General features: G+C 66.4%; 25 protein-coding genes. 24 read left to right on the top strand and 1 reads right to left on the bottom strand.

Features of this window, described 5'->3' with window-relative positions; translation table 11 throughout:
* Positions 1–29: 29 nt before the first annotated feature.
* Genes H977_RS0103900 through H977_RS0103865 form a run of 8 tightly spaced genes read left to right on the top strand, consistent with a single transcriptional unit; the run spans position 30 to position 7649 of the window.
* A complete protein-coding gene (locus tag H977_RS0103900) occupies positions 30–1142 on the top strand; it encodes a homogentisate 1,2-dioxygenase (RefSeq protein ID WP_029106630.1) in 1113 nt (370 codons plus the stop codon).
* Positions 1143–1144: 2 nt separating this feature from the next.
* Entirely contained in the window at positions 1145–2347 is a 1203-nt protein-coding gene (locus H977_RS0103895) for an alpha/beta hydrolase family protein (RefSeq protein ID WP_029106629.1), read from the top strand.
* Positions 2344–3546 carry a CaiB/BaiF CoA transferase family protein gene (locus H977_RS0103890; protein WP_029106628.1) on the top strand — a complete coding sequence of 401 codons (1203 nt, stop codon included), beginning with the start codon at positions 2344–2346 and terminating at the stop codon, positions 3544–3546. Before H977_RS0103895 ends, H977_RS0103890 begins: the two co-directional genes overlap by 4 nt.
* Before the next feature lies 1 nt (position 3547).
* Positions 3548–4450: a hydroxymethylglutaryl-CoA lyase gene (locus H977_RS0103885; protein ID WP_029106627.1), complete on the top strand. Its 903-nt coding sequence runs from the start codon at positions 3548–3550 to the stop codon at positions 4448–4450.
* 7 nt (positions 4451–4457) lie between these two features.
* Positions 4458–5069, top strand: coding sequence for a TetR/AcrR family transcriptional regulator (locus tag H977_RS0103880; RefSeq protein ID WP_029106626.1), 612 nt, complete (start codon positions 4458–4460; stop codon positions 5067–5069).
* Positions 5070–5089: 20 nt separating this feature from the next.
* The gene (locus H977_RS0103875) at positions 5090–6334 is read left to right on the top strand and encodes an acyl-CoA dehydrogenase family protein (protein ID WP_029106625.1); all 1245 of its coding nucleotides are present in this window, start codon (positions 5090–5092) and stop codon (positions 6332–6334) included.
* Entirely contained in the window at positions 6331–7305 is a 975-nt protein-coding gene (locus H977_RS0103870) for a phosphotransferase family protein (RefSeq protein WP_231395857.1), read from the top strand. Before H977_RS0103875 ends, H977_RS0103870 begins: the two co-directional genes overlap by 4 nt.
* Positions 7266–7649: a DUF6285 domain-containing protein gene (locus H977_RS0103865; RefSeq protein ID WP_051288611.1), complete on the top strand. Its 384-nt coding sequence runs from the start codon at positions 7266–7268 to the stop codon at positions 7647–7649. Before H977_RS0103870 ends, H977_RS0103865 begins: the two co-directional genes overlap by 40 nt.
* Before the next feature lie 5 nt (positions 7650–7654).
* Here the strand turns inward: H977_RS0103865 and H977_RS0103860 are convergent, their stop codons facing one another.
* Positions 7655–8290 carry a class I SAM-dependent methyltransferase gene (locus H977_RS0103860; protein WP_029106622.1) on the bottom strand — a complete coding sequence of 212 codons (636 nt, stop codon included), beginning with the start codon at positions 8288–8290 and terminating at the stop codon, positions 7655–7657.
* A gap of 60 nt (positions 8291–8350) precedes the next feature.
* On the opposite strand from H977_RS0103860, the gene H977_RS0103855 reads away from it, so the two are divergent.
* The 16 genes from H977_RS0103855 (at position 8351) to H977_RS0103780 (ending at position 23679) form a co-directional block, all read left to right on the top strand.
* Complete coding sequence (locus H977_RS0103855) at positions 8351–8740, top strand: nuclear transport factor 2 family protein (protein ID WP_029106621.1); 390 nt, start codon at positions 8351–8353, stop codon at positions 8738–8740.
* A 39-nt stretch (positions 8741–8779) separates the two neighbouring features.
* Positions 8780–9298, top strand: coding sequence for a YceI family protein (locus tag H977_RS0103850; RefSeq protein WP_029106620.1), 519 nt, complete (start codon positions 8780–8782; stop codon positions 9296–9298).
* Between the two features lie 64 nt (positions 9299–9362).
* Positions 9363–9761 carry an Rv3143 family two-component system response regulator gene (locus H977_RS0103845; protein ID WP_029106619.1) on the top strand — a complete coding sequence of 133 codons (399 nt, stop codon included), beginning with the start codon at positions 9363–9365 and terminating at the stop codon, positions 9759–9761.
* Positions 9762–9934: 173 nt separating this feature from the next.
* A complete protein-coding gene (locus H977_RS0103840) occupies positions 9935–10303 on the top strand; it encodes an NADH-quinone oxidoreductase subunit A (RefSeq protein WP_029106618.1) in 369 nt (122 codons plus the stop codon).
* Positions 10294–10848, top strand: a complete 555-nt coding sequence (locus H977_RS0103835; RefSeq protein WP_029106617.1) for a NuoB/complex I 20 kDa subunit family protein — start codon at positions 10294–10296, stop codon at positions 10846–10848. The genes H977_RS0103840 and H977_RS0103835 overlap by 10 nt, the downstream gene beginning before the upstream one ends.
* Positions 10845–11552: an NADH-quinone oxidoreductase subunit C gene (locus H977_RS0103830; RefSeq protein WP_029106616.1), complete on the top strand. Its 708-nt coding sequence runs from the start codon at positions 10845–10847 to the stop codon at positions 11550–11552. Before H977_RS0103835 ends, H977_RS0103830 begins: the two co-directional genes overlap by 4 nt.
* Complete coding sequence (gene nuoD, locus H977_RS0103825; protein WP_029106615.1) at positions 11552–12856, top strand: NADH dehydrogenase (quinone) subunit D; 1305 nt, start codon at positions 11552–11554, stop codon at positions 12854–12856. The genes H977_RS0103830 and nuoD overlap by 1 nt, the downstream gene beginning before the upstream one ends.
* Positions 12853–13596: an NADH-quinone oxidoreductase subunit NuoE gene (nuoE, locus tag H977_RS0103820; protein ID WP_029106614.1), complete on the top strand. Its 744-nt coding sequence runs from the start codon at positions 12853–12855 to the stop codon at positions 13594–13596. The genes nuoD and nuoE overlap by 4 nt, the downstream gene beginning before the upstream one ends.
* Positions 13593–14909, top strand: a complete 1317-nt coding sequence (nuoF, locus tag H977_RS0103815; protein ID WP_029106613.1) for an NADH-quinone oxidoreductase subunit NuoF — start codon at positions 13593–13595, stop codon at positions 14907–14909. The genes nuoE and nuoF overlap by 4 nt, the downstream gene beginning before the upstream one ends.
* Positions 14910–15001: 92 nt before the next feature.
* Entirely contained in the window at positions 15002–17389 is a 2388-nt protein-coding gene (locus tag H977_RS0103810) for an NADH-quinone oxidoreductase subunit G (protein ID WP_029106612.1), read from the top strand.
* Complete coding sequence (gene nuoH / locus H977_RS0103805) at positions 17386–18609, top strand: NADH-quinone oxidoreductase subunit NuoH (RefSeq protein ID WP_029106611.1); 1224 nt, start codon at positions 17386–17388, stop codon at positions 18607–18609. Before H977_RS0103810 ends, nuoH begins: the two co-directional genes overlap by 4 nt.
* A gap of 1 nt (position 18610) precedes the next feature.
* Positions 18611–19135 (top strand): NADH-quinone oxidoreductase subunit NuoI, encoded by a 525-nt coding sequence (gene nuoI, locus H977_RS0103800; protein WP_029106610.1) that lies wholly within the window; start codon positions 18611–18613, stop codon positions 19133–19135.
* A gap of 11 nt (positions 19136–19146) precedes the next feature.
* Positions 19147–19893: an NADH-quinone oxidoreductase subunit J gene (locus H977_RS0103795; RefSeq protein WP_051288669.1), complete on the top strand. Its 747-nt coding sequence runs from the start codon at positions 19147–19149 to the stop codon at positions 19891–19893.
* On the top strand, positions 19894–20193 hold the full coding sequence (nuoK, locus tag H977_RS0103790) for an NADH-quinone oxidoreductase subunit NuoK (protein WP_029106608.1): 300 nt from the start codon (positions 19894–19896) through the stop codon (positions 20191–20193).
* A gap of 7 nt (positions 20194–20200) precedes the next feature.
* Complete coding sequence (nuoL, locus tag H977_RS0103785; RefSeq protein WP_029106607.1) at positions 20201–22081, top strand: NADH-quinone oxidoreductase subunit L; 1881 nt, start codon at positions 20201–20203, stop codon at positions 22079–22081.
* Positions 22075–23679 carry an NADH-quinone oxidoreductase subunit M gene (locus tag H977_RS0103780; RefSeq protein ID WP_029106606.1) on the top strand — a complete coding sequence of 535 codons (1605 nt, stop codon included), beginning with the start codon at positions 22075–22077 and terminating at the stop codon, positions 23677–23679. Before nuoL ends, H977_RS0103780 begins: the two co-directional genes overlap by 7 nt.
* Position 23680 lies beyond the last annotated feature (1 nt).

The raw sequence follows: 23680 nt of genomic DNA, 5'->3' as shown, positions 1-23680 counted from the left end.
TTTTCGCCCGCACCGTTCAGGAGTCGAGCATGGAATCCTTCGTTCACCTGCGTAAAGGCAAGACACCGAAGCGGGTGCATGCCGACCTCGATGGCCTCAAGGACGACGAATTGGGCCGCGGCGGGTTCGTCGGCCGCACCGCCAACATGTACCGGCGCAACGACCCGACCGCCTATCGCACCGTCGGCCCCCTGCGCCCCACCGACGTGTTGTCCAGCGAGCTCAAGCCCAGCGACGCCACCGACGCCCACGGCGGCCCGCTGCTGATGTTCTCCAACGCCGATTGCCAGGTGCTGTTGAGCCGGCGGACCGAGGAGATGCCGTTCTTCGTCCGCTACGTCGACGGCGACCTGTTGTTGTTCGTACACAAGGGATCGGGTCTGCTGGAGACCGAATTCGGTCCCCTGCGCTACCGCGAGGGCGACTGGGTCTACATCCCGAAGGCCTGCACGTTCCGTCAGGTGCCGGACAGCGATGACGGGGCGAGCACGTTCCTCATGATCCAGGCCACCGATGACTTCCGGGTTCCGCCGGCCGGCACTCTGGGCCGCCACTTCCCCTTCGACCCGGCTCAGATCACCATTCCCGAGCCGCAACCGATCGACGACGGCGTCGGGCCGCAGGCCGCCGGAGAATATGAAGTCCGCCTCATCCATGAAGGCGGTCCGACTTCGCTGTTCTATCAACACAATCCGCTCGACGTGGAAGGCTGGCGGGGCGACAACTTCCCGTTCACCTTCAACATCGAGGACTACACCGTCATCACCTCCGAGAGCGTGCACCTTCCGCCGACCGTGCACCTCTTCATGCAGGCCACCGGCGTGTACGTGATGAACTTCCTGCCCAAGCCGGCCGAGAGCGTGCCGGGCACCGAGCGCACCCCGTGGTATCACCGCAACGTCGACTACGACGAGATCGCGTTCTTCCACGGCGGCACGCTGTACGGCATCCCGATGCCGCCCGGCCTGGTTTCCCATGCACCACAGGGCGTTCACCACGGGGCGCCCGAGAAGGCACGGGAACGCGCCCGCCGCAAGTTCGACGACTACGACCGGGTCGACTGGTCGGTGATCGCGATCGACACCCGTCGTCGTCTCGTTCCGTCCGCCGAAATCCTCGCCAACGATCTGGGGCAGCACTAGCGATGACCGCAACCACCGAAGCACCCGTGAAGCACGAGTACGACCGCATCCCGTATCTGGTTGCCTACCAGAACAACTCCTCCGTCCGCGACGTCTACGGCGGCGTCGCCGAGCTGGTCGTGCTGGAGAGCTATCTGTTGCGGCCCAAATCGAAGCCCTCAGACACCGTCCTGGTGTTCATGCACCCGATCGGTGGCGGTGCGTATCTGCCGATGATCAACGCGCTGGCCCGGGCCGGGCACCATGTCATCTACTGCAACAGCCGGTTTCGCGGCACGGACTCGGCGCTGCTCATGGAGAAGGTGGTCGAGGACCTCGGCGAGTGCATCAAGGACGCCAAGAACCGGCTGGGCTACGACAAGGTGGTGTTGGCCGGATGGAGCGGCGGCGGATCGCTGTCGGTGTTCTACCAGCAGCAGGCGCAGAACCCGACAGTGACGGCCAGCCCATCCGGAGACGGGCCCGACCTCACCAAGCTGGGGCTGATCCCGGCCGACGGAATCATGTTGCTGGCGGCGCACATCAGCCGCCACGGCACCATGACCGAATGGATGGACGCGTCCATCCTCGACGAGAACGACCCCTCGAAGCGGGACCCGGAACTCGACCTCTACAACCCGGAGAACCCGAACCAGCCGCCATACACCCCTGAGTTCCTCGAGCGGTACCACCAGGCTCAAATCGCGCGGAATCGGCGCATCACCAAGTGGGTCAAGGAAAAGCTGGCGGATCTCAAGGCCGCCGGACGTCCCGATGATGAGTACGCCTTCGTCGTGCACGGCACCATGGCCGATCCTCGCTGGCTCGACCCGAGCGTCGATCCCAACGAGCGCACCCCCGGCACCTGCTACCTGGGCGATCCGCAGGTGGTCAACATGAGCCCGGTCGGCCTGGCTCGGTTCTGTACCTTGCGCAGCTGGCTGTCCCAGTGGAGCTACGACGACGCCAACGGTGACGCGGTCAAGGCCGGGCCGGACATCGCGGTGCCCGCCCTGGTGATCGGCAATCTGGCCGACGACGCCTGCACGCCCAGCCACACCCGCCGGCTGTACGAGGCGATCGGTCATTCCGACAAGGAGATGCACGAGATCCCCGGGGCCAATCACTACTATTCGGGCCCGGACCAGCGCGGCACGCTGCGCCAAGCCGTCGGGATCTGCACGGATTGGCTTCACCGGCATGGGTTCTCATTGGATCCGTCATGACAACAGGAGCTTTAGACGGGGTCCGGGTGATCGAGCTCGGCACGCTGATCTCGGGCCCCTTCGCGGGCCGGCTGCTGGGCGACATGGGCGCCGAGGTCATCAAGATCGAGCTGCCGTCCACCCCCGATCCGCTGCGCACCTGGGGACAGGCCGAACTCGACGGATACCACTTCTTCTGGACCGTGCACGCCCGTAACAAGAAGGCCGTCACCCTGGACCTGCGGAAGGAAGCCGGCCGGGATCTTTTCCTGGAGTTGGTCGAACAGTCCGACATCATCGTGGAGAACTTCCGCCCGGGCACCCTGGAGAAGTGGGACCTCGGCTATGACGTTCTACGCGAACGGAACAAGGGCATCATCCTGGTGCGAGTGTCCGGGTACGGGCAGACCGGGCCCGACGCCGGCAAGGCCGGCTACGCCTCGGTGGCCGAGGCTTCCAGTGGACTGCGACACATGAACGGGTTCCCGGGCGGTCCCCCGCCCAGGCTGGCCCTGTCGCTGGGCGACAGCCTGGCCGGCATGTTCGCCGCCCAGGGCGCACTGGCGGCCCTGTACCGGCGGACGGTCACCGGCGAGGGGCAGATCGTCGACACCGCACTGACCGAAAGTTGTCTGGCCATACAGGAATCCACCATCCCCGATTACGACGTCGGCGGCGTGGTGCGGGGGCCATCAGGTACGCGGCTGGAAGGTATCGCGCCGTCGAACATCTACCAGAGCGCCAACGGCAGCTGGGTGGTGATCGCGGCCAACCAGGACACCGTGTTCCGCCGGCTGTGCGCGGCGATGGGTAGCCCCGAGCTGGCGACCGACGATCGATTCGCCAATCATGTTGCCCGCGGCCGTAATCAGGACGAGTTGGACAAGATCATCGGTGACTGGGCCGCCGTGCGGCAGCCCACCGAGATCATCGAGACCTTGTCGCAAGCCGGTGTGATCAGCGGACCGATCAACACCGTGGCCGAGGTGGTACAGGACGCCCAACTCCAGGCCCGCGGCATGATCGCCGATCACTTCGATGAGCGGGTGCAACGCAACGTCAAGGGCCCCGGCGTCGTCCCGGTGCTCTCCGAGTCACCCGGCACCATCCGCAACGCCGGCTCGGCACACCCCGGTCAGCACAACGACGAGGTGTACGGGGGTCTGCTGGGACGCAGTGCACACGACCTGGAGAACCTGCGTTCGGAGGGGGTGCTGTGACATGAGCCTGCCCACCAAGGTCGACATCCGCGAGGTGTGTCTGCGCGACGGCCTGCAGATCGAGACGCCGATTCCGTTGTCCGCCAAGCTGGCCATCCTCGAGGCCATCGTGGCCACCGGGGTGCGGGAGGTGGAAGCCACGGCGTTCGTGTCCCCCTCGAAGGTGCCGGCCCTGGCCGACGCGGCCGGACTGGCCGAAGAGCTACACCGGTTTCCCGACGTCGAATTCTCCGCGCTGGTCGCCAGCCCCAACGGCGCCAAACGGGCCATTGCCGCCGGGCTGCGATCGATCGAGTACGTGGTGTCCGCCTCGGATGCCCACTCCCACGCCAACGTCGGCCGCACCTCGGCCGAGGCCACCGCGCAGATCGCAGACATCGTGGCCATCGCGGGTGACAGCGATACTTCGGTGGAGGTGATCATCGCGACCGCATGGGACTGCCCGTTCGACGGACCGACCGATCCGCAGCGGGTGCTCGACATCGCTTCGGCTGCCGTCGGTTTCGGAGTGGACCGGCTGGCGATCGCCGACACCATCGGCACGACCACCCCGCGGCGGGTCAGCACATTGGTCGCGAAGGTGCGGCCGCTGATCGACGACCTGCCGCTGGGCGCCCACTTCCACAACACCCGCGGCGCGGGTCTGGCCAGTGCCTACGCCGCCGTGCAGGCCGGCGTGACCCGGCTGGACGCCTCGGTCGGCGGATTGGGCGGCTGCCCCTTCGCCCCGGGAGCCAGCGGCAACATCGCCACCGAGGACCTCGTCTACATGTTGCGCGACAGCGACATCGCCGTCGATGTCGAACTGACCGCCGCCATCGACGCCGCCCGCATCGCGCAAGAGGCCGTGGGCCACGAGCTTCCCAGCGCACTGCTGCGCGCCGGCGACCGGATCCTGGGCTGAGGCGTCGATGACCGCCGCCGAGTTGGGCACCAAGGGCCGCCAGACCCGGTCGGCCATCGAGCTCGCTGCGCGGAAACTGTTCGCCGAGCGCGGCTTTCACGGCACCACCCTGGCAGACATCACCTCGGCGGCCGGCAAGAGTTCCGCGGTGTTCTACCGGTATTTCACCGACAAGGAAGACCTACTGGCGGCGCTGGCCGAATCGTTCCTGCACGACGTCGTCGAACCGTCCGGGCTCAACCTGCACCTGCCGGACTCCCCCGACGACACCGAGTTCTTCACCACAGTGGTCACCGGCTACTGGAACATCTTCAAACAGAACATCGGCATCATGATCGCCGTCGACCAGTTGGCCGCCACCCAGCAGCGCTTCGCCGACGTGCAGAACCAGTTCCGCCGCTTCGGCATCGACATCGTCATCGCCTCGGTACGCCACGCCCAGGACCAGGGCCATGCCCGCGGGCTGGAACCGGAACACGTCGGCGCAGCCATCGCCTTGCTGTTCGAGAACTTCACCACCGTCTTCGTCGGCCATTCCGGGCTCGGCATCGAGATCAGCGATGCCGACGCCATTGCCACCCTGTCCACAATCTGGAAGCGAACCCTGTACGGCTTCTGACCCGAGGAAGAGAGATCAACGTGGATTTCGCTTTACCCGAACATCTTTCAAAAGTGCTGGCCGAGATGGACGCGTTCATCGAGGCGGAGATCAAGCCACTTGAGCGCGAGCACATGCAGTACTTCGACCAACGCCGTGAATACGCCCGCACCGACTGGGAGAACGGCGGTGTGCCTGCCCGTGCCTGGGAGGATCTGCTCGACGAGATGCGCCGTCGTGCCGACGCCGCCGGCTGGCTGCGCTACGGGCTGCCTGCCCGGTTCGGCGGACGTGACGGCAGCAACCTCGACATGGCCGTGATCCGGGAACACCTGGCGCACAAGGGCCTCGGATTGCACAACGACCTACAGGACGAGTCCTCGATCGTGGGCAACTTCCCGCAGGTGATCATGATGGACCGGTTCGGCACCGAGGGTCAGAAGGCCGAATGGGTCGAGGCGATGCTCACCGGCAAGCGTTCGATGGCGTTCGGATTGACCGAACCCGACCACGGATCCGACGCCACCTGGCTGGAAACCACGGCGGTATCCGATGGGGAAGGCTGGATCATCAACGGCCGCAAGCGGTGGAACACCGGCGTGCATCGTGCCACCCACGATCTGATCTTCGCCAGAACGTCGGGCGATCCGGGTCAGGCCCGCGGCATCACCGCATTTCTGGTGCCCACCGACGCGCCGGGATTCACCGTCCCGTTCTACTGGTGGACGTTCAACATGCCCACCGATCACGGTGAGGTCGAGCTGAACGACGTGAGAGTGCCGGCTGATGCGGTGCTCGGTGAGGTCGACCGCGGCCTTGAGGTCGGCCAGACGTTCCTGCACGAGAACCGGATTCGCCAGGCCGCCAGCAGCCTCGGCGCCGCCCAGTTCTGTATCGACCGCGCAGTGGACTATGCCAACCGGCGAAAGGTGTTCGGCAAGCCGCTGGCGGTGAATCAGGCCGTCCAGTGGCCATTGGTGGAGTTGCAGACCGAGGCCCAGATGGTGCGGTTGCTTGTCCGCTATGCCGCAACGCAATTGGACCAGAACCACCACATGGAGGTTTCCGACAAGGTCTCGATGGCCAATTACCGCGCCAACCGTCTGGTGTGTGAAGCGGCCGACCGAGCCATGCAGGTGCACGGCGGCATCGGCTACAGCCGTCACGAGCCGTTCGAGCACATCTATCGCCACCACCGGCGTTACCGCATCACCGAAGGTGCCGAGGAGATCCAGATGCGCCGGGTGGCCCAGCGCCTGTTCGGGTTCGGCAAGGCCAAGCAGTGACTGCGGCTCTGGCCACCGGTCTGACCAGCGTCCTCGCGCCGGCGCTTGGCGCCGGGGTCGCCATCGAGAACCTGCGCGAGCTGACCGGCGGGGCCAGCCGCACCACCTGGTCGTTCGACGCCGTCGCCGACTCGGCCCGGCGCCCGCTGATCCTGCGCACCGGCGCACCCGACGAGGTCCATGCCGGGATGGAACTGGAGGCCGCTGCTCAACGGGCTGCGGCACTGGCCGGGGCGCCCGTCCCCCATGTGCTGGTCGCCGACGATTCCGCTGCCGCCCTGGGCGATCCATTCCTGATCTGTGACTTCATCGGTGGTGAGACCATCGTGCGCCGCATTCAACGCAGCCTCGATGAGGCCGGCCGGAGCCGGCTGCTCACCCAGTGCGCGCAGGCCCTGGCGGCCATCCACCGGGCCGAACCGCCGGCGCTGTCCGGCCTCGTCGAGCAGGACCAGCTGGCTCAGTGGCGCGAGCAACTCGACGAGATGGGTGACACCACAGCCACTTTCGAGTGGGTGTTCCGCTGGCTGGCCGCCAACCGGCCACCACCGTCCCCGACGCGGCTGGTGCACGGCGACTTCCGGATGGGCAACGTGATCGTCGACGACTCGGGACTGGCCGCAGTGTTGGACTGGGAGCTGGTGCACCTCGGCGAGGTGTACGAGGACCTGGCCTGGTTCTGTATCCGGGCCTGGAGGTTCGGGGCACCGGCCGACCTCGGGGCGGGCGGTCTGGGCAGCATCGAGAATTTCCTGAATGCCTACGAAGAGGCCGGCGGCGCGACCCTGGACCGGTCGGCGATCCGGTGGTGGCTCGTGCTCGCCACGCTGCGCTGGGGCGTCATCTGCCGCTATCAGGCGGAGCGGCACCTGAGCGGTCAGAGCCGCTCGGTGGAGCTGGCGACGATCGGCCGTCGTGTCTGCGAAACCGAATGGGACCTGTTGTGTCTGCTGGACGGGAGCAGCTGGTGAACAACCTGTACGGGCGGCCGACCGCAGCCGAGCTCGTGGCCGCGGTCGCCGAGTTCCTGGACAGCCAGGTGCGCGACGGTGAGACGGTGGCAGCCTCGGTGAGGTTTCAGGCCCGGGTGGCCGCCAATGCCCTACGGATGGTCGAACGCGAGTTGCTCGCCGAGGACGCTGCCCCGGCAGCCGAAGCCGCGCTGGCCAAACTCGGGTTCACCGACGAGGCCGCGCTGGCGGCCGCGATCCGGGCCGGCGAACTCGACGACCACGCCGACGACGTCACGGCCTGCTTGCGCGTCCTGGTGAAACAGCGGCTCGCTGCCGCGCATCCGGGGTACGACGCACCGTGAGCCCCTCAGAGCCTGCGGATGCGGGCCAGCCAGGCCGGCTCGTCGACCCGGGCTCCGACCTGCTCGCCGAGCGCTTCGGCATGTGCCGCACTCACCACTCCGCGGTACGTCGTGGTGTCCAACGCCTCCAGCTCCCAGCCCTGCGCGAAGGCGCGGCGGATCACATCGGCGCTGACCTGGGGTCCGAACCCGCGGCCCGCGTCGGACAGCGCCAGTACGTGCACCGTCGCGCCAGGCCGGGTCGCCCGGTGCAGGCTGGCCACATAGCGGGGCCGGTCGGCATCTCCGAAGACATGGAACAGCGCACTGTCGATGACGGTGTCATAAGGCGGCTCCTGCGACTCGCCGAGACGGGTCGCGTCCGCGACGGCGAAGTGCGCGTCGATGCCCTGTCTTGCCGCGTTCTCGCGGGCTTGCGCGATGGCGTGTTCGGAAAAGTCGATGCCGAGCACGTCATACCCGAGCCGCGTCAGCAGCATGGTGTGCTCACCAGCGCCGCAGCCCGCGTCGAGCACCTTGCCGGCCAGCCGGCCGGTGCGTTCCAGCTCGACGATGGCCGGTTGCGGCTCGCCGATGACCCACGGCGCGGTCCGGGACTCGTAGGCTTCGTCGAAGAGCGAATGTGAGGGCGTGGAGTTCATGATCCGAGTCTGAAACCTCAATGACGATTGAGGTCAAGCCCCTACCCCCGGGAGTCGATGATGTCCCTTGCCGAGGTCCGAGGCGTCGAGGACGTCGCGCACCGACTGTTCGGCGCGATCGAGCGCGGCGACAGGGCCGGTGTCGCTCGACTATGGGCAGATGACGTCGCCGTTTGGCACGCCGGCGATGCCAAGGACAACGACCGGACCCGCGCGCTGAAGGTCATCGACTGGTTCATCGGGGTGACCTCCGCCCGCCGCTACGAGGTACTGGATCGGCAGTTCTTCGATGGCGGATTCGTCCAGCAGCACGTCCTCCACGCCAGCGGGCGTGACGGCGCGGTGATCGCACTGCGCGTGTGCATCGTGATCAAAGTGGGTACGGACGGTCTCATCCACCGCGTCGATGAGTACTTCGATCCGAAAGGCATCGCGCCCTTGTTCACCTGAACCGTTCACCTGAACCTGGCCGACGACATTGGAGGTGGCATGGCAACGATCAGCGACATCCTGACCGAGAGCGCCGGAAACTGGACACTGGTCCCGGATCGGTCCCAGGTGGTGTTCCGGAACAAGACGCTGTGGGGCCTGGCAACCGTCACGGGACGGTTCACCGAGTTCACCGGTGAAGGCTCCGCCGGCGCCGGGATCAACGGGCAGGTGGTGATCGCGGCGGCGTCCGTGCAGACCGGGATCGCCAAGCGGGACAATCATCTGCGGTCCCCTGATTTCTTCGACGTCGATGCGCACCCCGATATCACTTTGCAGGTGACCGGTGTCGTTCCGTCCGAAGCGGGCGCCACGAGGTTGACGGCGGTCCTGACGGTGCGGGGCGTGTCGAAATCCGTCGAGATACCGGTCGATGTGCAGGCCGTCGGCGACAACACCTTGCGGCTGACGGGTCAGTTCGAGGTCCAACGAGACGATTTCGGAGTGTCGGGCGACCTGCTCGGGATGGTGGGGCCGAAAACGGTGCTGTCCGGTGAACTTGTGTTCACCCGAGAATGATGCGGCGCAACAGAATTCGTTGAGTTGTCCGGCCGACGGCGCGCGGCGCAGTAGCATCGGCACCATGGCCGGCCCCGCGCCGCTGCGCATCCTGGTGTACAGCGACAATCCGCGCACCCGCGAACAGGTACGTCTCGCACTGGGCAAACGGGTGCACCCGGAACTTCCGGAGCTGGACTATGTGGAGGTCGCCACCGCACCGACGGTGATCTCGCGGATGGATGCCGGGGGTATCGACCTGGCCATCCTCGATGGGGAAGCAACCCCGGCCGGGGGCATGGGCGTGGCCAAACAGCTCAAAGACGAGATCACGAATTGCCCACCCGTCCTGGTGCTCACCGGGCGGCCGGACGATGCCTGGCTGGCTAGCTGGTCACAGGCCGAGGCGGCCGTGCCGCACCCGATCGACCCGATCCGGTTGGGCGACGCGGTGGTGTCCCTGCTGCGCAGCCCGGCCCGGTAACTTTTTTTCGAATTGCCATGCTGCCGTTGATTGTTCGCGGCATGGATGTGGCCGCAGCGACACGCTGCCCCGATATGAAACGATACTAACCAAAATGCGTGGCACAGGCCGCAAACCTCGCTAGGCTGTGGGTTAGCTCACATCGACAGCCCACCGAGGGAGCGATAAGTGGCATGAATCTGTACACGCCCATCCTGGTTCTCGGAGTGATCGCGGCGGCGTTCGCGGTGGTCTCCGTGGGGATCGCGCTCGTCATCGGCCCGCGCCGCTACAACCGGTCCAAATTCGAGGCCTACGAGTGCGGCATCGAGCCGATGCAGCCCGGCGCGGCCGGGGTGACCGGCCAGCGCATGCCCATCCGGTACTACCTGACGGCGATGTTGTTCATCGTGTTCGACATCGAGATCGTCTTCCTCTATCCGTGGGCGGTGGCCTTCGACAACCTCGGGTTGTTCGCGCTGGTGGAGATGTTGCTGTTCATGCTCACGGTGTTCGTGGCATACGCCTATGTCTGGCGGCGAGGGGGCCTGAATTGGGACTAGAGGAACGTCTGCCGGGAGGAATCCTGCTGTCGACGGTGGAAGCCGTCGCAGGTTACGTGCGCAAGGGGTCGTTGTGGCCTGCCACGTTCGGCCTGGCCTGCTGCGCAATCGAGATGATGTCGACCGCCGGTCCGCGTTTCGACATCGCCCGGTTCGGGATGGAACGCTTCTCCGCGACCCCGCGGCAGGCCGATCTGATGATCGTGGCGGGCCGGGTGAGCCAGAAGATGGCGCCGGTGCTCCGGCAGATCTACGACCAGATGGCAGAGCCGAAATGGGTGTTGGCCATGGGGGTTTGCGCCTCGTCGGGCGGCATGTTCAACAACTATGCGGTGGTGCAGGGCGTCGATCATGTGGTGCCCGTCGACATCTACTTGCCCGGCTGCCCACCACGACCCGAGATGCTGCTGCACGCAATCCTGAAGCTGCACGACAAGATTCAGCAGATGCCGCTCGGAGTGAACCGCGAGGAGGCCATCCGGGAAGCCGAAAAAGCGGCGCTGGCCGTCACACCCACCATCGAGCTCAAGGGGCTGCTGCGGTGAGCACGGCCGACGGAAGCGGCGAAGGCACCGGCCAGGCCACCGGTCAAGGTCCCGAGGTGATCGGGACGCGCCGCGGCATGTTCGGCGCCGCCGGCACCGGCGACACGTCGGGATATGGCCGGCTGGTGCGTTCGGTGGCATTGCCCGGAAGCTCCCCGCGGCCCTACGGCCAGTACTTCGACGCGGTCGTCGACCGGCTCGCCGAAATCCTCGGTGAGGAGCGCTATGCCGTGTCGATCGAACGCGTGGTGGTTCATCGGGACGAGTTGACGCTCGAGGTCAGCCCGGTGCAACTGCCTGCTGTGGCCAGCGTGTTGCGCGACGACCCGCAGTTGCGGTTCGAGCTGTGTCTGGGTGTGAGCGGAGTGCACTATCCCGACGACACCGACCGCGAACTACATGCGGTCTACCCGTTGATGTCGATAACCCACAACCGCAGGATCCGGTTGGAAGTCGCGGCGCCCGACGCCGATCCGCACATTCCGTCGCTTTTCGCGGTCTATCCGACCACCGACTGGCACGAGCGTGAGACCTACGACTTCTTCGGCATCGTGTTCGACGGACATCCGGCACTGACCCGCATCGAGATGCCCGACGACTGGGTCGGCCATCCCCAGCGCAAGGACTATCCGCTGGGCGGTATTCCGGTCGAATACCACGGCGCGCAGATTCCGCCACCCGATCAGCGGAGGTCGTACAACTGATGAGCACCGAATCCCCTGTCGTGGTGGTCGGCGGGCAGGACTGGGACGACGTGGTCTCCGCCGCTCGTGAGCACGCCGGCGAACGCATCGTGGTCAACATGGGCCCGCAACATCCGTCGACCCACGGCGTGCTGAGGCTGATCCTGGAGATCGAGGGCGAGATCATCACCGAAGCCCGTTGCGGCATCGGCTATCTGCACACCGGCATCGAGAAGAACCTCGAATACCGCAACTGGACGCAGGGCGTCACATTCGTCACCCGGATGGACTACCTGGCGCCGTTCTTCAACGAAACGGCGTACTGCCTGGGTGTGGAGAAGCTGCTGGGTGTCACCGACGACATTCCGGCGCGCGCAAGCGTGATCCGGGTGATGCTCATGGAACTCAACCGGATCTCCTCGCATCTGGTGGCGCTGGCCACCGGTGGGATGGAGTTGGGCGCAATGTCGGCCATGTTCTACGGGTTCCGGGAACGCGAAGAGATCCTGCGGGTCTTCGAGTCGATCACCGGCCTGCGGATGAACCATGCCTACATCCGGCCGGGCGGCCTGGCCGCCGACCTGCCCGACGATGCGGTGAGTCAGGTGCGCGCGCTGCTGGACCTGCTGCCGAATCGCTTGCAGGACTTGGAGGACCTGCTCAACGAGAACTACATCTGGAAGGCTCGGACGGTCGGTGTCGGGTATCTGGACCTCACCGGATGTATCGCGCTGGGGATCACCGGACCGGTGTTGCGCTCCACCGGCCTGCCTCACGATCTGCGCCGCACCCAACCGTACTGTGGTTACGAGGACTACGAATTCGACGTCATCACCGATGACCGCTGCGACTCCTACGGCCGGTACATCATCCGGGTCAAGGAGATGCGGGAGTCGCTCAAGATCGTCGAGCAGTGTGTCGACCGACTTGAGAGACTCGGGCCGGGTCCGGTGATGATCAGCGACAAGAAGCTGGCCTGGCCCGCCGATCTCACGCTCGGCCCGGACGGGTTGGGCAACTCCCCCGAGCACATCGCCAAGATCATGGGCCACTCCATGGAGGGCCTGATCCACCACTTCAAACTCGTCACCGAGGGCATCCGCGTACCGGCCGGTCAGGTGTACGTCGCGGTGGAGTCCCCACGCGGCGAGCTGGGGGTCCACATGGTGTCCGACGGTGGCACCCGGCCCTACCGCGTGCATTACCGCGACCCCTCGTTCACGAATCTGCAAGCGGTGGCGGCGATGTGTGAGGGCGGCATGGTGGCCGATGCGATTGCCGCGGTGGCGTCGATTGATCCGGTCATGGGGGGTGTTGATAGGTGAGTGAAGTGTTCCTGGAACTGGGGCAGCGCCCCGATGAAGCGGGCCCGCCGATCAACGGGCCCGCGGTGTATCCGGAGGAGGTGACGGCCCGGCTCGCCGCAGACGCCGAGCAGATCACCGCCCGCTATCCCGACGCCCGCTCGGCCCTGCTGCCCCTGCTGCATCTGGTGCAGGCCGAGGACGGGTGCCTCACCCCTGCCGGAATCGGTTTCTGCGCTGCGTTATTGGGCCTGACCGACGCCGAGGTCACCGCCGTGGCGACGTTCTACTCGATGTACCGCCGCACCCCGACCGGCGATTACCTGGTCGGTGTGTGTACCAACACGTTGTGCGCGATCATGGGCGGCGACGCGATCCTGGACGCGCTGCAGGACCACCTGGGTATCCACGCCGGGGAAACCACCGACGCCGCTGATGGTGAGGCCAGAGTCACCCTGGAGCACATCGAGTGCAACGCGGCGTGTGATTACGCGCCCGTGCTGATGGTCAACTGGGAGTTCTACGACAACCAGACTCCCTCGTCGGCACGGGATCTGGTCGACGGACTCCGCAGTGGGACACCCCCGGTCCCGACCCGGGGTGCCCCACTGTGCACGTTCCGGGAAACGGCGCGCACCTTAGCCGGCCTGACCGATCCGCACTCCCCCGGCGGCGCGCCCGGAGCTGCCACCCTGGCCGGTTTGCGCGAGGCCCGCGATCGCGGAATGTCCACTCCCGAGACGGCAGGTCCGATCGCATGACGCCGCTGACACCGGTCCTGAGCCGGTTCTGGGACGAACCGGAACCGTGGACGCTGGACACCTACCGCCGCCACGACGGGTACCGCGGGTTGCAGCGGGCCCTGGAGATGGGGCCCGACGACGTCATCGCGCTGGTGAAGGATTCCGGACTGCGCGGACGCGGCGGCGCCGGTTTCCCGACCGGGACCAAGTGGTCGTTCATCCCACAGGGCGACGACGGCGCCGGGGCCAAGCCGCACTATCTCGTGGTCAACGCCGATGAATCGGAACCCGGTACCTGCAAGGACATTCCGCTCCTGCTGACCACGCCGCACTTCCTGGTCGAGGGGGTGATCATCGCGGCCTACGCGATCCGGGCGCGCCACGCGTTCATCTACGTCCGCGGTGAGGTGGTGCCGGTGTTGCGGCGTCTGCAGGCCGCTGTCGCCGAAGCCTATGCGGCGGGCTATCTGGGCACCGACATCCTGGGTTCGGGGTTCGATCTGGAGTTGACCGTGCACGCCGGGGCGGGTGCCTACATCTGCGGCGAGGAGACCGCACTGCTGGACTCCCTGGAGGGCCGGCGCGGCCAACCCCGTTTGCGCCCACCGTTTCCCGCCGTCGCCGGCCTGTACGCCTGCCCGACGGTGGTCAACAACGTCGAGTCCATCGCCAGTGTCCCGCCGATCCTGGTCAAGGGAGTGGACTGGTTCAGGTCGATGGGGTCGGAGAAATCTCCCGGCTTCACGCTGTATTCGCTGTCGGGTCACGTCACGAGGCCCGGACAGTACGAGGCACCGCTGGGCATCACGTTGCGTGAACTGCTCGACTATGCCGGCGGTGTCCGCGGTGGACACACCCTGAAGTTCTGGACGCCGGGCGGTTCGTCGACTCCGCTGCTCACGGCCGAACACATCGATGTACCGCTGGACTACGAGGGCATGGCTTCCGTCGGGTCGATGCTGGGCACCAAGGCACTGCAGATCTTCGATGAGACCACCTGTGTGGTGCGGGCGGTGCGGCGCTGGACCGAGTTCTACGCGCACGAGTCCTGCGGCAAATGCACCCCGTGCCGGGAGGGCACCTACTGGCTGGCCCAGATCTACGCCCGGCTGGAAACCGGTAGCGGCACGCAGGCCGACATCGACAAGCTGCTCGACATCGCCGACAACATCTTCGGAAAGTCGTTCTGCGCGTTGGGCGACGGGGCGGCCAGCCCCATCGTGTCCTCGATCAAGTATTTCCGGGACGAGTACGTGGCACACCTCGACGGCGGCTGCCCGTTCGACCCGCATGCCTCGACATTGATGGCGACCGAAGGGGCGGGTGCGTAGATGTTTCTCACCGCGAGCAGACATAGAACTGCCCTTCTCCCGGCTGAAATGGGCAGTTTTGCGTCTGCTCGCGCAAGGAAAGGGGGCCGTGCATGACGCTGGCCGAGCCGACCAAGGACACCCCGCCGGTGGAGATGGTGTCGCTGACCATCGACGATGAGCAGATCAGTGTTCCCAAGGGCACCTTGGTGATCCGCGCCGCCGAACTGATGGGCGTGCAGATCCCGCGGTTCTGCGACCATCCGCTGCTCGATCCGGTCGGAGCCTGCCGGCAGTGCCTGGTCGAGGTCGAAGGCCAGCGTAAGCCGATGGCCTCGTGCACGACCACGGTCATGCCGGACATGGTGGTGCGCACGCAGTTCAGCTCCGAGGCAGCCGACAAGGCGCAGCGCGGCGTCATGGAGTTGCTGCTGATCAACCATCCGCTGGACTGCCCGATCTGTGACAAGGGCGGCGAATGCCCGCTCCAGAATCAGGCGATGTCCAACGGGCGCCCGGAAACCCGGTTCGAGGATGTCAAGCGAACCTTCCCGAAGCCGATCAACATCTCGTCACAGGTGCTGCTGGACCGCGAGCGCTGCGTCCTGTGTGCGCGCTGCACCCGCTTCTCCGCACAGATCGCGGGTGATCCGTTCATCGAGCTGCTGGAACGCGGTGCGCTCCAACAGGTGGGCATCGCTCCCGGCGAACCGTTCCAGTCCTACTTCTCCGGCAACACGGTGCAGATCTGCCCGGTGGGTGCCCTCACCGGAACGGCGTACCGGTTCCGGGCCCGGCCCTTCGACCTCGTCTCCAGCCCCAGCGTCTGTGAACACTGCGCGTCGGGCTGTGCCCAGCGCACCGACCACAGGCGCGGAAAGGTGCTGCGCCGCTTGGCCGGCGACGACCCCGAGGTCAACGAGGAGTGGAACTGCGACAAGGGCCGGTGGGCGTTCGCCTATGCGACGGTCGGTGACCGCATCACCACTCCGTTGCTCCGTGAAGACGGTGCATTGCGTCCGGCGTCGTGGTCGGAGGCGCTGACGGTGGCCGGGGCCGGCCTGTTGGCAGCCGGCGCGGACACCGGCGTGCTGGTGGGTGGGCGCTGTACCGTGCAGGATGCTTACGCCTACTCGAAGTTCGCTCGAATGGTGCTGGGCACCAACGATATCGACTTTCGCGCCCGGCCCCACTCCGGCGAGGAGGCAGATTTCCTCGCGGCACGTATCGCCGGGCAACCCATGACATTGCGGTACGCCGAACTGGAAAACGCCCCGACCGTGCTGCTCGCCGGGCTGGAACCGGAAGAGGAATCGCCGATCGTCTTCCTCCGGCTGCGCAAAGCTGCCCGCAAGAACGGCCTGCAGGTGCTCGCGGTGGCGCCTTTTGCCAGCCGCGGCTTGACCAAGATGGCAGGCACATTGATCCCGACCGTGCCGGGCGCCGAAGCCGCCGCACTGGAAGCACTCGAAACCGATGACCGGCTGCGGCGCCCGGGCGCGGCGATCCTGGTCGGTGAACGCCTGGCCACCTCACCCGGTGCGCTGTCGGCCGCGCTGCGGCTCGCCTCGGCCACCGGCGCCCGCCTGGCCTGGATACCCCGCCGGGCCGGCGAACGCGGCGCACTGGAGGCCGGTGCCCTGCCGAACCTGCTTCCCGGCGGGCGTCCCGCCGCGGACGCCGATGCCCGGGCCCAGACCGCCGCGGTATGGAATACGGCCGACCTGCCCCGTGTCACCGGCCGCGACACCAGCGCCATCCTGGGCGCGGCCGCCGACGGAACGCTGTCGGCCCTGATCGTCGGCGGTGTCGAGGTGACCGACCTGCCCGATCCGGCCCTGGCACTGACCGCGCTACGGTCCACTCCCTTCGTGGTCAGCCTCGAACTGCGCGAGAGCGAGGTCACCGAACTGGCCGACGTGGTCTTCCCGGTGGCACCGGTGGTGGAAAAGGCCGGCGCATACCTCAACTGGGAGGGCCGGATTCGCCCGTTCACACCGGCATTGCACACCAACGCCATCCCGGATCTGCGCGTGCTGCACTACCTGGCCGACGAGATCGGCATCGACCTCGGCCTGTCCGGACCCGACGCCGCCGACAACGAACTGGCCCGGCTCGGCGCCTGGACGGGTCCCCGCACCGCCGCCCCATCGACGGCGCCCGCACCGCCGGCCGTCCCGGGTGCCGGCCAGGCCGTGCTGGCCAGCTGGCGCCTGCTGCTGGACGCCGGGCGTCTGCAAGACGGCGAACCGTACCTGGCCGGGACCGCCGTCAGCCCCGTGGTACGCCTGTCTCCGGCCACAGCGGCCGAACTCGATGCGGCAGCCGGAGATCCGGTAACCGTGAGCACCGAGCGCGGATCGATCACCTTGCCGCTGGCGGTCACCGAGATGCCCGACCGCGTGGTGTGGCTGCCCGCCAATTCGCCGGGGTCGGCGATCCATCGTCAGCTCGGGGTGACCGCCGGTGCCCTGGTTTCGATCGGGCGGGCCGACTCATGACGTACCCCGATCCCACCCTCTTCGGCCATGACCCGTGGTGGCTGATCCTGGCCAAGGCGCTCGGGGTGTTCGTCTTCCTGCTGTTGACCGTCCTCACGGCGATTTTGATCGAACGTAAAGTGCTGGGCCGCATGCAGATGCGGCCCGGCCCCAACCGGGTGGGCCCGTGGGGACTGCTGCAGTCGTTGGCCGACGGCGTGAAGCTCGCGCTCAAGGAAGGCCTCACCCCGGCGGGCATAGACAAGCCCATCTACCTTCTGGCGCCCATCATCTCGGTGATCCCGGCGTTCATGGCGTTCGCGGTGATCCCGATGGGCGGCGAGGTCTCGGTGTTCGGTCACCGCACCGCACTGCAATTGACCGACCTGCCCGTGGCCGTGCTCTACATCCTCGCCGTCACCTCGATCGGGGTGTACGGCATCGTATTGGCCGGCTGGGCGTCCGGATCCACCTACCCGCTGCTGGGCGGCCTGCGCTCCAGCGCCCAGGTGATCTCCTACGAGGTCGCGATGGGGTTGTCGTTCGTCGCCGTGTTCCTCTACGCCGGCACCATGTCCACCTCCGGCATCGTCGCCGCCCAGGACGGCACCTGGTTCGTCTTTCTGCTCGTGCCGTCATTCTTGGTGTACGTGACCTCGATGGTGGGTGAAACCAACCGGGCGCCTTTCGATCTGCCCGAGGCCGAAGGCGAGTTGGTCGGAGGATTCCACACCGAGTACTCATCGCTGAAGTTCGCGATGTTCATGCTCGCCGAGTACGTCAACATGACCACCGTCTCCGCCCTGGCCACCACCATGTTCCTCGGCGGCTGGCACGCGCCGTTCCCGTTCAACCTGATCGACGGCGCCAACAGCGGCTGGTGGCCGCTGCTGTGGTTCACCGCCAAGGTGTGGACGTTCATGTTCATGTACTTCTGGCTACGGGCCACCCTCCCCCGGCTCCGCTACGACCAGTTCATGGCGTTGGGCTGGAAGGTGCTGATCCCCGTGTCGCTGGTGTGGATCATGGTCGTCGCCGTCACCCACAGCTTGCGCGAGCACGGTTATCACAACTGGGCGACCGGGCTGGTGACCACCGCGGTCGTGGTCGTGGCCGTACTGGCCGTCGCCCTGTGGAAAGCCCTGCGCGGCAGAATCATTCAGCCGAACCCCGAGCAAAGTGTCGGCGCCTATCCGGTGCCGCCGCTGCCGCACGTCAGCAAGGAGGCTCTCGATGTCTAAGATGCCCAAGTTTCTCGACGCCCTGGCAGGATTCGGGGTCACCTTCAGCTCGATGTTCAAAAAGACACTCACCGAGCAATATCCGGAGAAGCCGGGGCCCGTCGCACCGCGCTATCACGGCCGGCACCAACTCAACCGGTACCCCGACGGCCTGGAGAAGTGCATCGGATGCGAACTGTGCGCCTGGGCCTGCCCCGCCGACGCCATCTTCGTCGAGGGGGCCGACAACACCGAGGCAGAACGCTTCTCCCCGGGTGAGCGCTACGGCAGGGTCTACCAGATCAACTACCTGCGCTGCATCGGCTGCGGATTGTGCATCGAGGCCTGCCCGACCCGCGCCCTGACCATGACCAACGAGTACGAGATGGCCGACGACAACCGGGCGGATCTGATCTGGGGCAAGGACAAACTGCTCGCCCCACTGCAACCCGGCATGCAGGCGCCCCCGCATGACATGGCGCCCGGCAGCACCGACGACGACTACTACCTCGGCCGGGTCAACCCGCTCACCCAGGACGTCCCGTGAGTCCCGGCGTCATACTGCTCGCCGAGGTCGGCGGCACCCATACGTCCACACCAGAAGCCGCGATGTTCTGGATACTCGGGACCGTCGCGGTGCTCGGCGCCATCGGGGTGGTGGCCGCACCGAAAGCGGTGTACTCCGCGGTGTTTCTGGCCTGCACCATGATCGCGCTTGCGGTGCTCTACATCGCCCAGGACGCACTGTTCCTCGGCGTGGTGCAGGTGGTGGTCTACACCGGCGCCGTGATGATGCTGTTCCTGTTCGTGCTGATGCTGATCGGTGTCGACCTGTCCGAATCGTTCACCGAAACGCTACGGGGACAACGTCTAGCCGCCCTGGCCGCGGGAACCGGGTTCGGCATCCTGCTGATCGCCGGGATCGGAAGCGTATCGGTGCACGGGTTCACCGGTCTGACCCAGGCCAACAGCGGCGGCAATGTGGAAGGCCTGGCCGCACTGATCTTCACCCGCTACCTGTGGGCGTTCGAGTTGACCAGCACACTGCTCATCACCGCCGCCCTGGGCGCGATGGTGCTGGCGCACCGGGAACGCTTCGAGCACCGCAAGACCCAACGCGAGCTGTCGGTCGAGCGGTTCCAGGCCGGGGGGCATCCGACCCCGCTCCCCAATCCCGGTGTCTATGCGCGGCACAACGCCGTCGACGTCCCGGCTCGGCTGCCCGATGGCTCCGATTCGGCGTTGTCGGTCAGTGCCATCCTGCCGCAACGCACCATGAGCAACTCGGGGAGCGAGGTCGAGTGAATGAATCCAGATAACTACCTCTACCTGTCGGCACTGTTGTTCACCATCGGCGCCTCGGGAGTGCTGTTGCGGCGCAACGCCATCGTGATGTTCATGTGCGTCGAGCTCATGCTCAACGCCGCGAACCTGGCCTTCGTGGCGTTCTCCCGCATGCACGGTCAGCTCGACGGCCAGGTGGTGGCGTTCTTCACCATGGTGGTCGCCGCCTGCGAGGTGGTGGTGGGACTGGCGATCATCATGACCATCTTCCGCACCCGCCGTTCGGCCTCGGTCGACGATGCCAGCCTGCTGAAGCACTAAGGGTGACATGACGATTCCTATCTGGCTCGTGATCGCTCTGCCCGCCGCCGGAGCCCTGGTGCTGCTGTTGAGCGGCCGACGCTCCGACCGGTGGGGCCATCTGCTGGGTTGTGCGACCGCGCTGGCCGCCTTCGCCGTCGGAGCCGTGCTGTTCATCCAGATGCTGGGTCGCGACGGCGAGCAGCGCGCAGTCGGGGAATCCCTGTTCTCGTGGGTTCCGGTGGCCGGTCTGCAGGTGGATTTCGGGCTGCAACTTGACCAGTTGTCGGTGTGTTTCGTGCTGCTGATCACCGGGGTCGGGTCGCTGATCCACATCTATTCGATCGGCTATCTGGCGCACGACACTGACCGGAGAAGGTTCTTCGCGTACCTGAATTTGTTCTTGGCGGCCATGCTTCTGCTCGTCCTCGCGGACAACTACCTCGGTCTGTACGCCGGGTGGGAAGGCGTGGGCCTGGCGTCGTATCTGCTGATCGGATTCTGGTCGCACAAACCCTCAGCTGCCGCCGCGGCCAAGAAGGCGTTCGTCGTCAACCGGGTGGGTGACATGGGTCTGGCCATCGCGCTGATGATCATGTTCGCCACCGTCGGATCCATCTCGTTCGCCGGAGTCTTCAGCGCCGCACCGGCACTGAGCGAGGCGACGCTCACCGCGATCGGCCTGCTGCTGCTGTTGGGCGCGTGCGGTAAGTCCGCCCAGGTGCCGTTGCAGTCCTGGCTCGGGGACGCGATGGAGGGCCCGACCCCGGTGTCGGCGTTGATCCACGCCGCAACCATGGTCACCGCCGGCGTCTATCTGATCGTGCGGTCCGGCCCGATCTTCGATCTCGCCCCGGGCGCGCAGACCGGTGTCGTCATCGTCGGCGCGGTCACCCTGCTGTTCGGTGCGATCATCGGCTGCGCCAAGGACGACATCAAGAAGGCGCTTGCCGCGTCGACCATGTCGCAGATCGGCTATATGGTGCTGGCCGCCGGGCTCGGGCCCGCCGGTTACGCGTTCGCGATCATGCACCTGCTCACCCACGGCTTCTTCAAGGCCGGGCTGTTCCTCGGAGCCGGGTCCGTGATGCACGCGATGAACGACGAGGTGAACATGCGCCGCTACGGCGCGTTGCGCAAGGTCCTGCCCGTCACGTTCGCCACCTTCGGGCTCGGCTATCTCGCCATCATCGGGGTACCGCCCCTGGCCGGCTTCTTCTCGAAAGACAGCATCATCGAGGCGGCGCTGGGCGCCGGCGGAGTGCGCGGCGTGATCCTCGGCAGCGCAGCCGTCCTGGGCGCCGGGATCACCGCGTTCTATATGACACGCGTGATGCTGATGACGTTCTTCGGGGAAAAGCGTTGGGCAGCTGAAACGCATCCGCACGAGGCACCGGCCGTGATGACATGGCCCATGATCCTGCTGGCGGTCGGTTCGGTGGTCTCCGGTGGCGCGCTGGCCATCGGCGGCACGCTGTCGCACTGGCTCGAGCCGGTGGTCGGCGCCCACGAGGCGCACCATGCGATTCCGGCGTGGGTGGTCACGGTGGTGGTACTCGCCGTCGTCGCAATCGGCATCGCGATCGCCTACCGCATGTATGCACAGCGACCCGTGCCGGCCGAGGTGCCGGGCGGATCGGCCCTGACCGTGGCCGCCCGCCGCGACCTGTACGGCGACGCATTCAACGAGGCGGTGTTCATGCGAGGGGGACAGACCCTGACCGCGGCCCTGGTGGTCGTCGACGACAAGGTGGTCGACGGCACCGCCGGTGGGTTGGCCGCACTCGTGAGCCGAACATCGGATGGTTTGCGCCAGTTGCAAACCGGCTTCGCCCGGTCCTATGCGCTGTCCATGCTCGGTGGGGCGGCCCTGGTGGTGGCGGCGATCCTGGCGGTGCGACTGTGGTGAGCTCATTTCCGTGGCTGACGGCGCTGTGGGCCCTCCCGACAGTGGGCGCCGCAGTGGTGATGCTGCTCCCGGCCGCACAACGGACACTGGCGAAATGGCTGGCACTGGCGATTTCGTTGGCGGCCCTCGGAGTCGCTGCAGTGATCGCCGTCGGCTTCGATCCGGCGGGCGAGCAGTATCAGTTCGTCGAATCGCACCGCTGGATCCCGTCATTCGGCACCGGCTACATCCTCGGGGTCGACGGCATCGCGCTGGCCCTGGTGGTTCTCACCGCTGTGCTGCTGCCGCTGCTCATCGTCGCGGGCTGGCACGACGCGAGCCACCAGACCGGACTCGGCGGCCGCGGCGTGCAGGCCTACCTGGCGTTGACGCTGGCCGTCGAGGGCATGGTGTTCATGTCCTTGGTGGCCCTCGACATCCTGCTGTTCTACGTGTTCTTCGAAGCGATGCTGATCCCGATGTACTTCTTGATCGGGGGATTTGGAGGAAACCGGGCTCACGCTTCGAAAGCGGCGGTGAAGTTCCTGCTGTACAACCTCTTCGGCGGTCTGGTCATGCTGGCCGCGGTGATCGGCCTGTACGTCGTCACCGCTAGCAGCGACGCGTTTACAGCCGGCACTTTCGACTTCCGGGCCATCGTCGCCGCTGTCTCCTCCGGTGAGTTCGTGATCAACCCGGCGGTGGCCAACTTCCTGTTCCTGGGGTTCATGTTCGCGTTCGCGGTCAAGGCACCGCTGTGGCCGTTCCATCGCTGGCTGCCGGACGCCGCGGTGCAGGCCACCCCGGCCAGCGCGGTGCTGATGATGGCCATCATGGACAAGGTCGGCACCTTCGGTATGCTGCGCTATTGCCTGCCGCTGTTCCCCGATGCGTCAACGTATTTCCGCCCGCTGGTCATCACGCTGGCGGTGATCGGCATCGTCTACGGCGCCGTCCTGGCGATCGGTCAGACCGATGTGATGCGCTTGATCGCCTACACCTCGATATCGCACTTCGGTTTCATCATCCTGGGCATCTTCGTGATGACCAGCCAAGGTCAGGCTGGTTCGACGCTGTACATGATCAATCACGGGATCTCGACGGCCGCACTGTTCCTGATCGCCGGATTCCTGGTGTCGCGGCGCGGCTCCCGGCTGATCGACGCCTACGGCGGCGTGCAGAAGGTGGCCCCGGTGCTCGCCGGCACCTTCCTGGTGGCCGGCCTGGCTACGCTGTCCTTGCCCGGTCTGGCGCCGTTCATCAGTGAATTCCTGGTCCTCATCGGCACATTCACGCGCTATCCGGTGGTCGCGGTGTTCGCCGCCACCGCATTGGTGCTGTCGGCGGTGTACATCCTGTGGATGTATCAGCGGATGATGACCGGACCCGTCCGCGACGGGCTGGTCGGGGACGACGACGGTGTGCGCGGCTTACCTGATTTGGTGCCACGCGAACTCGTGGTGGTAACACCGCTGATCGCGCTGCTGCTGGTGTTGGGCATTTATCCCAAACCCGCACTGGACGTGATCAATCCGGCGGTGCAGCACACCTTGACCACCATCGGACAGACCGATCCGGCACCGAGCGCACCGCCGACCATTGCCGAGGGGGGCCGCTGAT

It is taken from the genome of Mycobacterium sp. URHD0025 (assembly GCF_000426065.1).
In the GTDB taxonomy this organism is placed as follows: Bacteria; Actinomycetota; Actinomycetes; order Mycobacteriales; family Mycobacteriaceae; genus Mycobacterium.
The sequence above is the reverse complement of the archived record's forward strand: the minus strand, read 5'-3'. Positions and strand labels throughout refer to the sequence as shown.

What these genes read in the sequence shown, in the direction of transcription:
- H977_RS0103810 (WP_029106612.1), top strand. Translation starts at nt 15,002, where the DNA reads ATGACGCTGGCCGAGCCGACCAAGGACACCCCGCCGGTGGAGATGGTG.
- nuoI (WP_029106610.1), top strand. Translation starts at nt 18,611, where the DNA reads ATGCCCAAGTTTCTCGACGCCCTGGCAGGATTCGGGGTCACCTTCAGC.
- nuoH (WP_029106611.1), top strand. Translation starts at nt 17,386, where the DNA reads ATGACGTACCCCGATCCCACCCTCTTCGGCCATGACCCGTGGTGGCTG.
- H977_RS0103880 (WP_029106626.1), top strand. Translation starts at nt 4,458, where the DNA reads ATGACCGCCGCCGAGTTGGGCACCAAGGGCCGCCAGACCCGGTCGGCC.
- H977_RS0103885 (WP_029106627.1), top strand. Translation starts at nt 3,548, where the DNA reads ATGAGCCTGCCCACCAAGGTCGACATCCGCGAGGTGTGTCTGCGCGAC.
- nuoL (WP_029106607.1), top strand. Translation starts at nt 20,201, where the DNA reads ATGACGATTCCTATCTGGCTCGTGATCGCTCTGCCCGCCGCCGGAGCC.
- nuoD (WP_029106615.1), top strand. Translation starts at nt 11,552, where the DNA reads ATGAGCACCGAATCCCCTGTCGTGGTGGTCGGCGGGCAGGACTGGGAC.
- H977_RS0103890 (WP_029106628.1), top strand. Translation starts at nt 2,344, where the DNA reads ATGACAACAGGAGCTTTAGACGGGGTCCGGGTGATCGAGCTCGGCACG.
- H977_RS0103900 (WP_029106630.1), top strand. Translation starts at nt 30, where the DNA reads ATGGAATCCTTCGTTCACCTGCGTAAAGGCAAGACACCGAAGCGGGTG.
- nuoK (WP_029106608.1), top strand. Translation starts at nt 19,894, where the DNA reads ATGAATCCAGATAACTACCTCTACCTGTCGGCACTGTTGTTCACCATC.
- H977_RS0103895 (WP_029106629.1), top strand. Translation starts at nt 1,145, where the DNA reads ATGACCGCAACCACCGAAGCACCCGTGAAGCACGAGTACGACCGCATC.
- H977_RS0103840 (WP_029106618.1), top strand. Translation starts at nt 9,935, where the DNA reads ATGAATCTGTACACGCCCATCCTGGTTCTCGGAGTGATCGCGGCGGCG.
- H977_RS0103860 (WP_029106622.1), bottom strand. Translation starts at nt 8,290, where the DNA reads ATGAACTCCACGCCCTCACATTCGCTCTTCGACGAAGCCTACGAGTCC.
- H977_RS0103865 (WP_051288611.1), top strand. Translation starts at nt 7,266, where the DNA reads ATGGGACCTGTTGTGTCTGCTGGACGGGAGCAGCTGGTGAACAACCTG.
- H977_RS0103855 (WP_029106621.1), top strand. Translation starts at nt 8,351, where the DNA reads ATGTCCCTTGCCGAGGTCCGAGGCGTCGAGGACGTCGCGCACCGACTG.
- H977_RS0103850 (WP_029106620.1), top strand. Translation starts at nt 8,780, where the DNA reads ATGGCAACGATCAGCGACATCCTGACCGAGAGCGCCGGAAACTGGACA.
- nuoF (WP_029106613.1), top strand. Translation starts at nt 13,593, where the DNA reads ATGACGCCGCTGACACCGGTCCTGAGCCGGTTCTGGGACGAACCGGAA.
- H977_RS0103845 (WP_029106619.1), top strand. Translation starts at nt 9,363, where the DNA reads ATGGCCGGCCCCGCGCCGCTGCGCATCCTGGTGTACAGCGACAATCCG.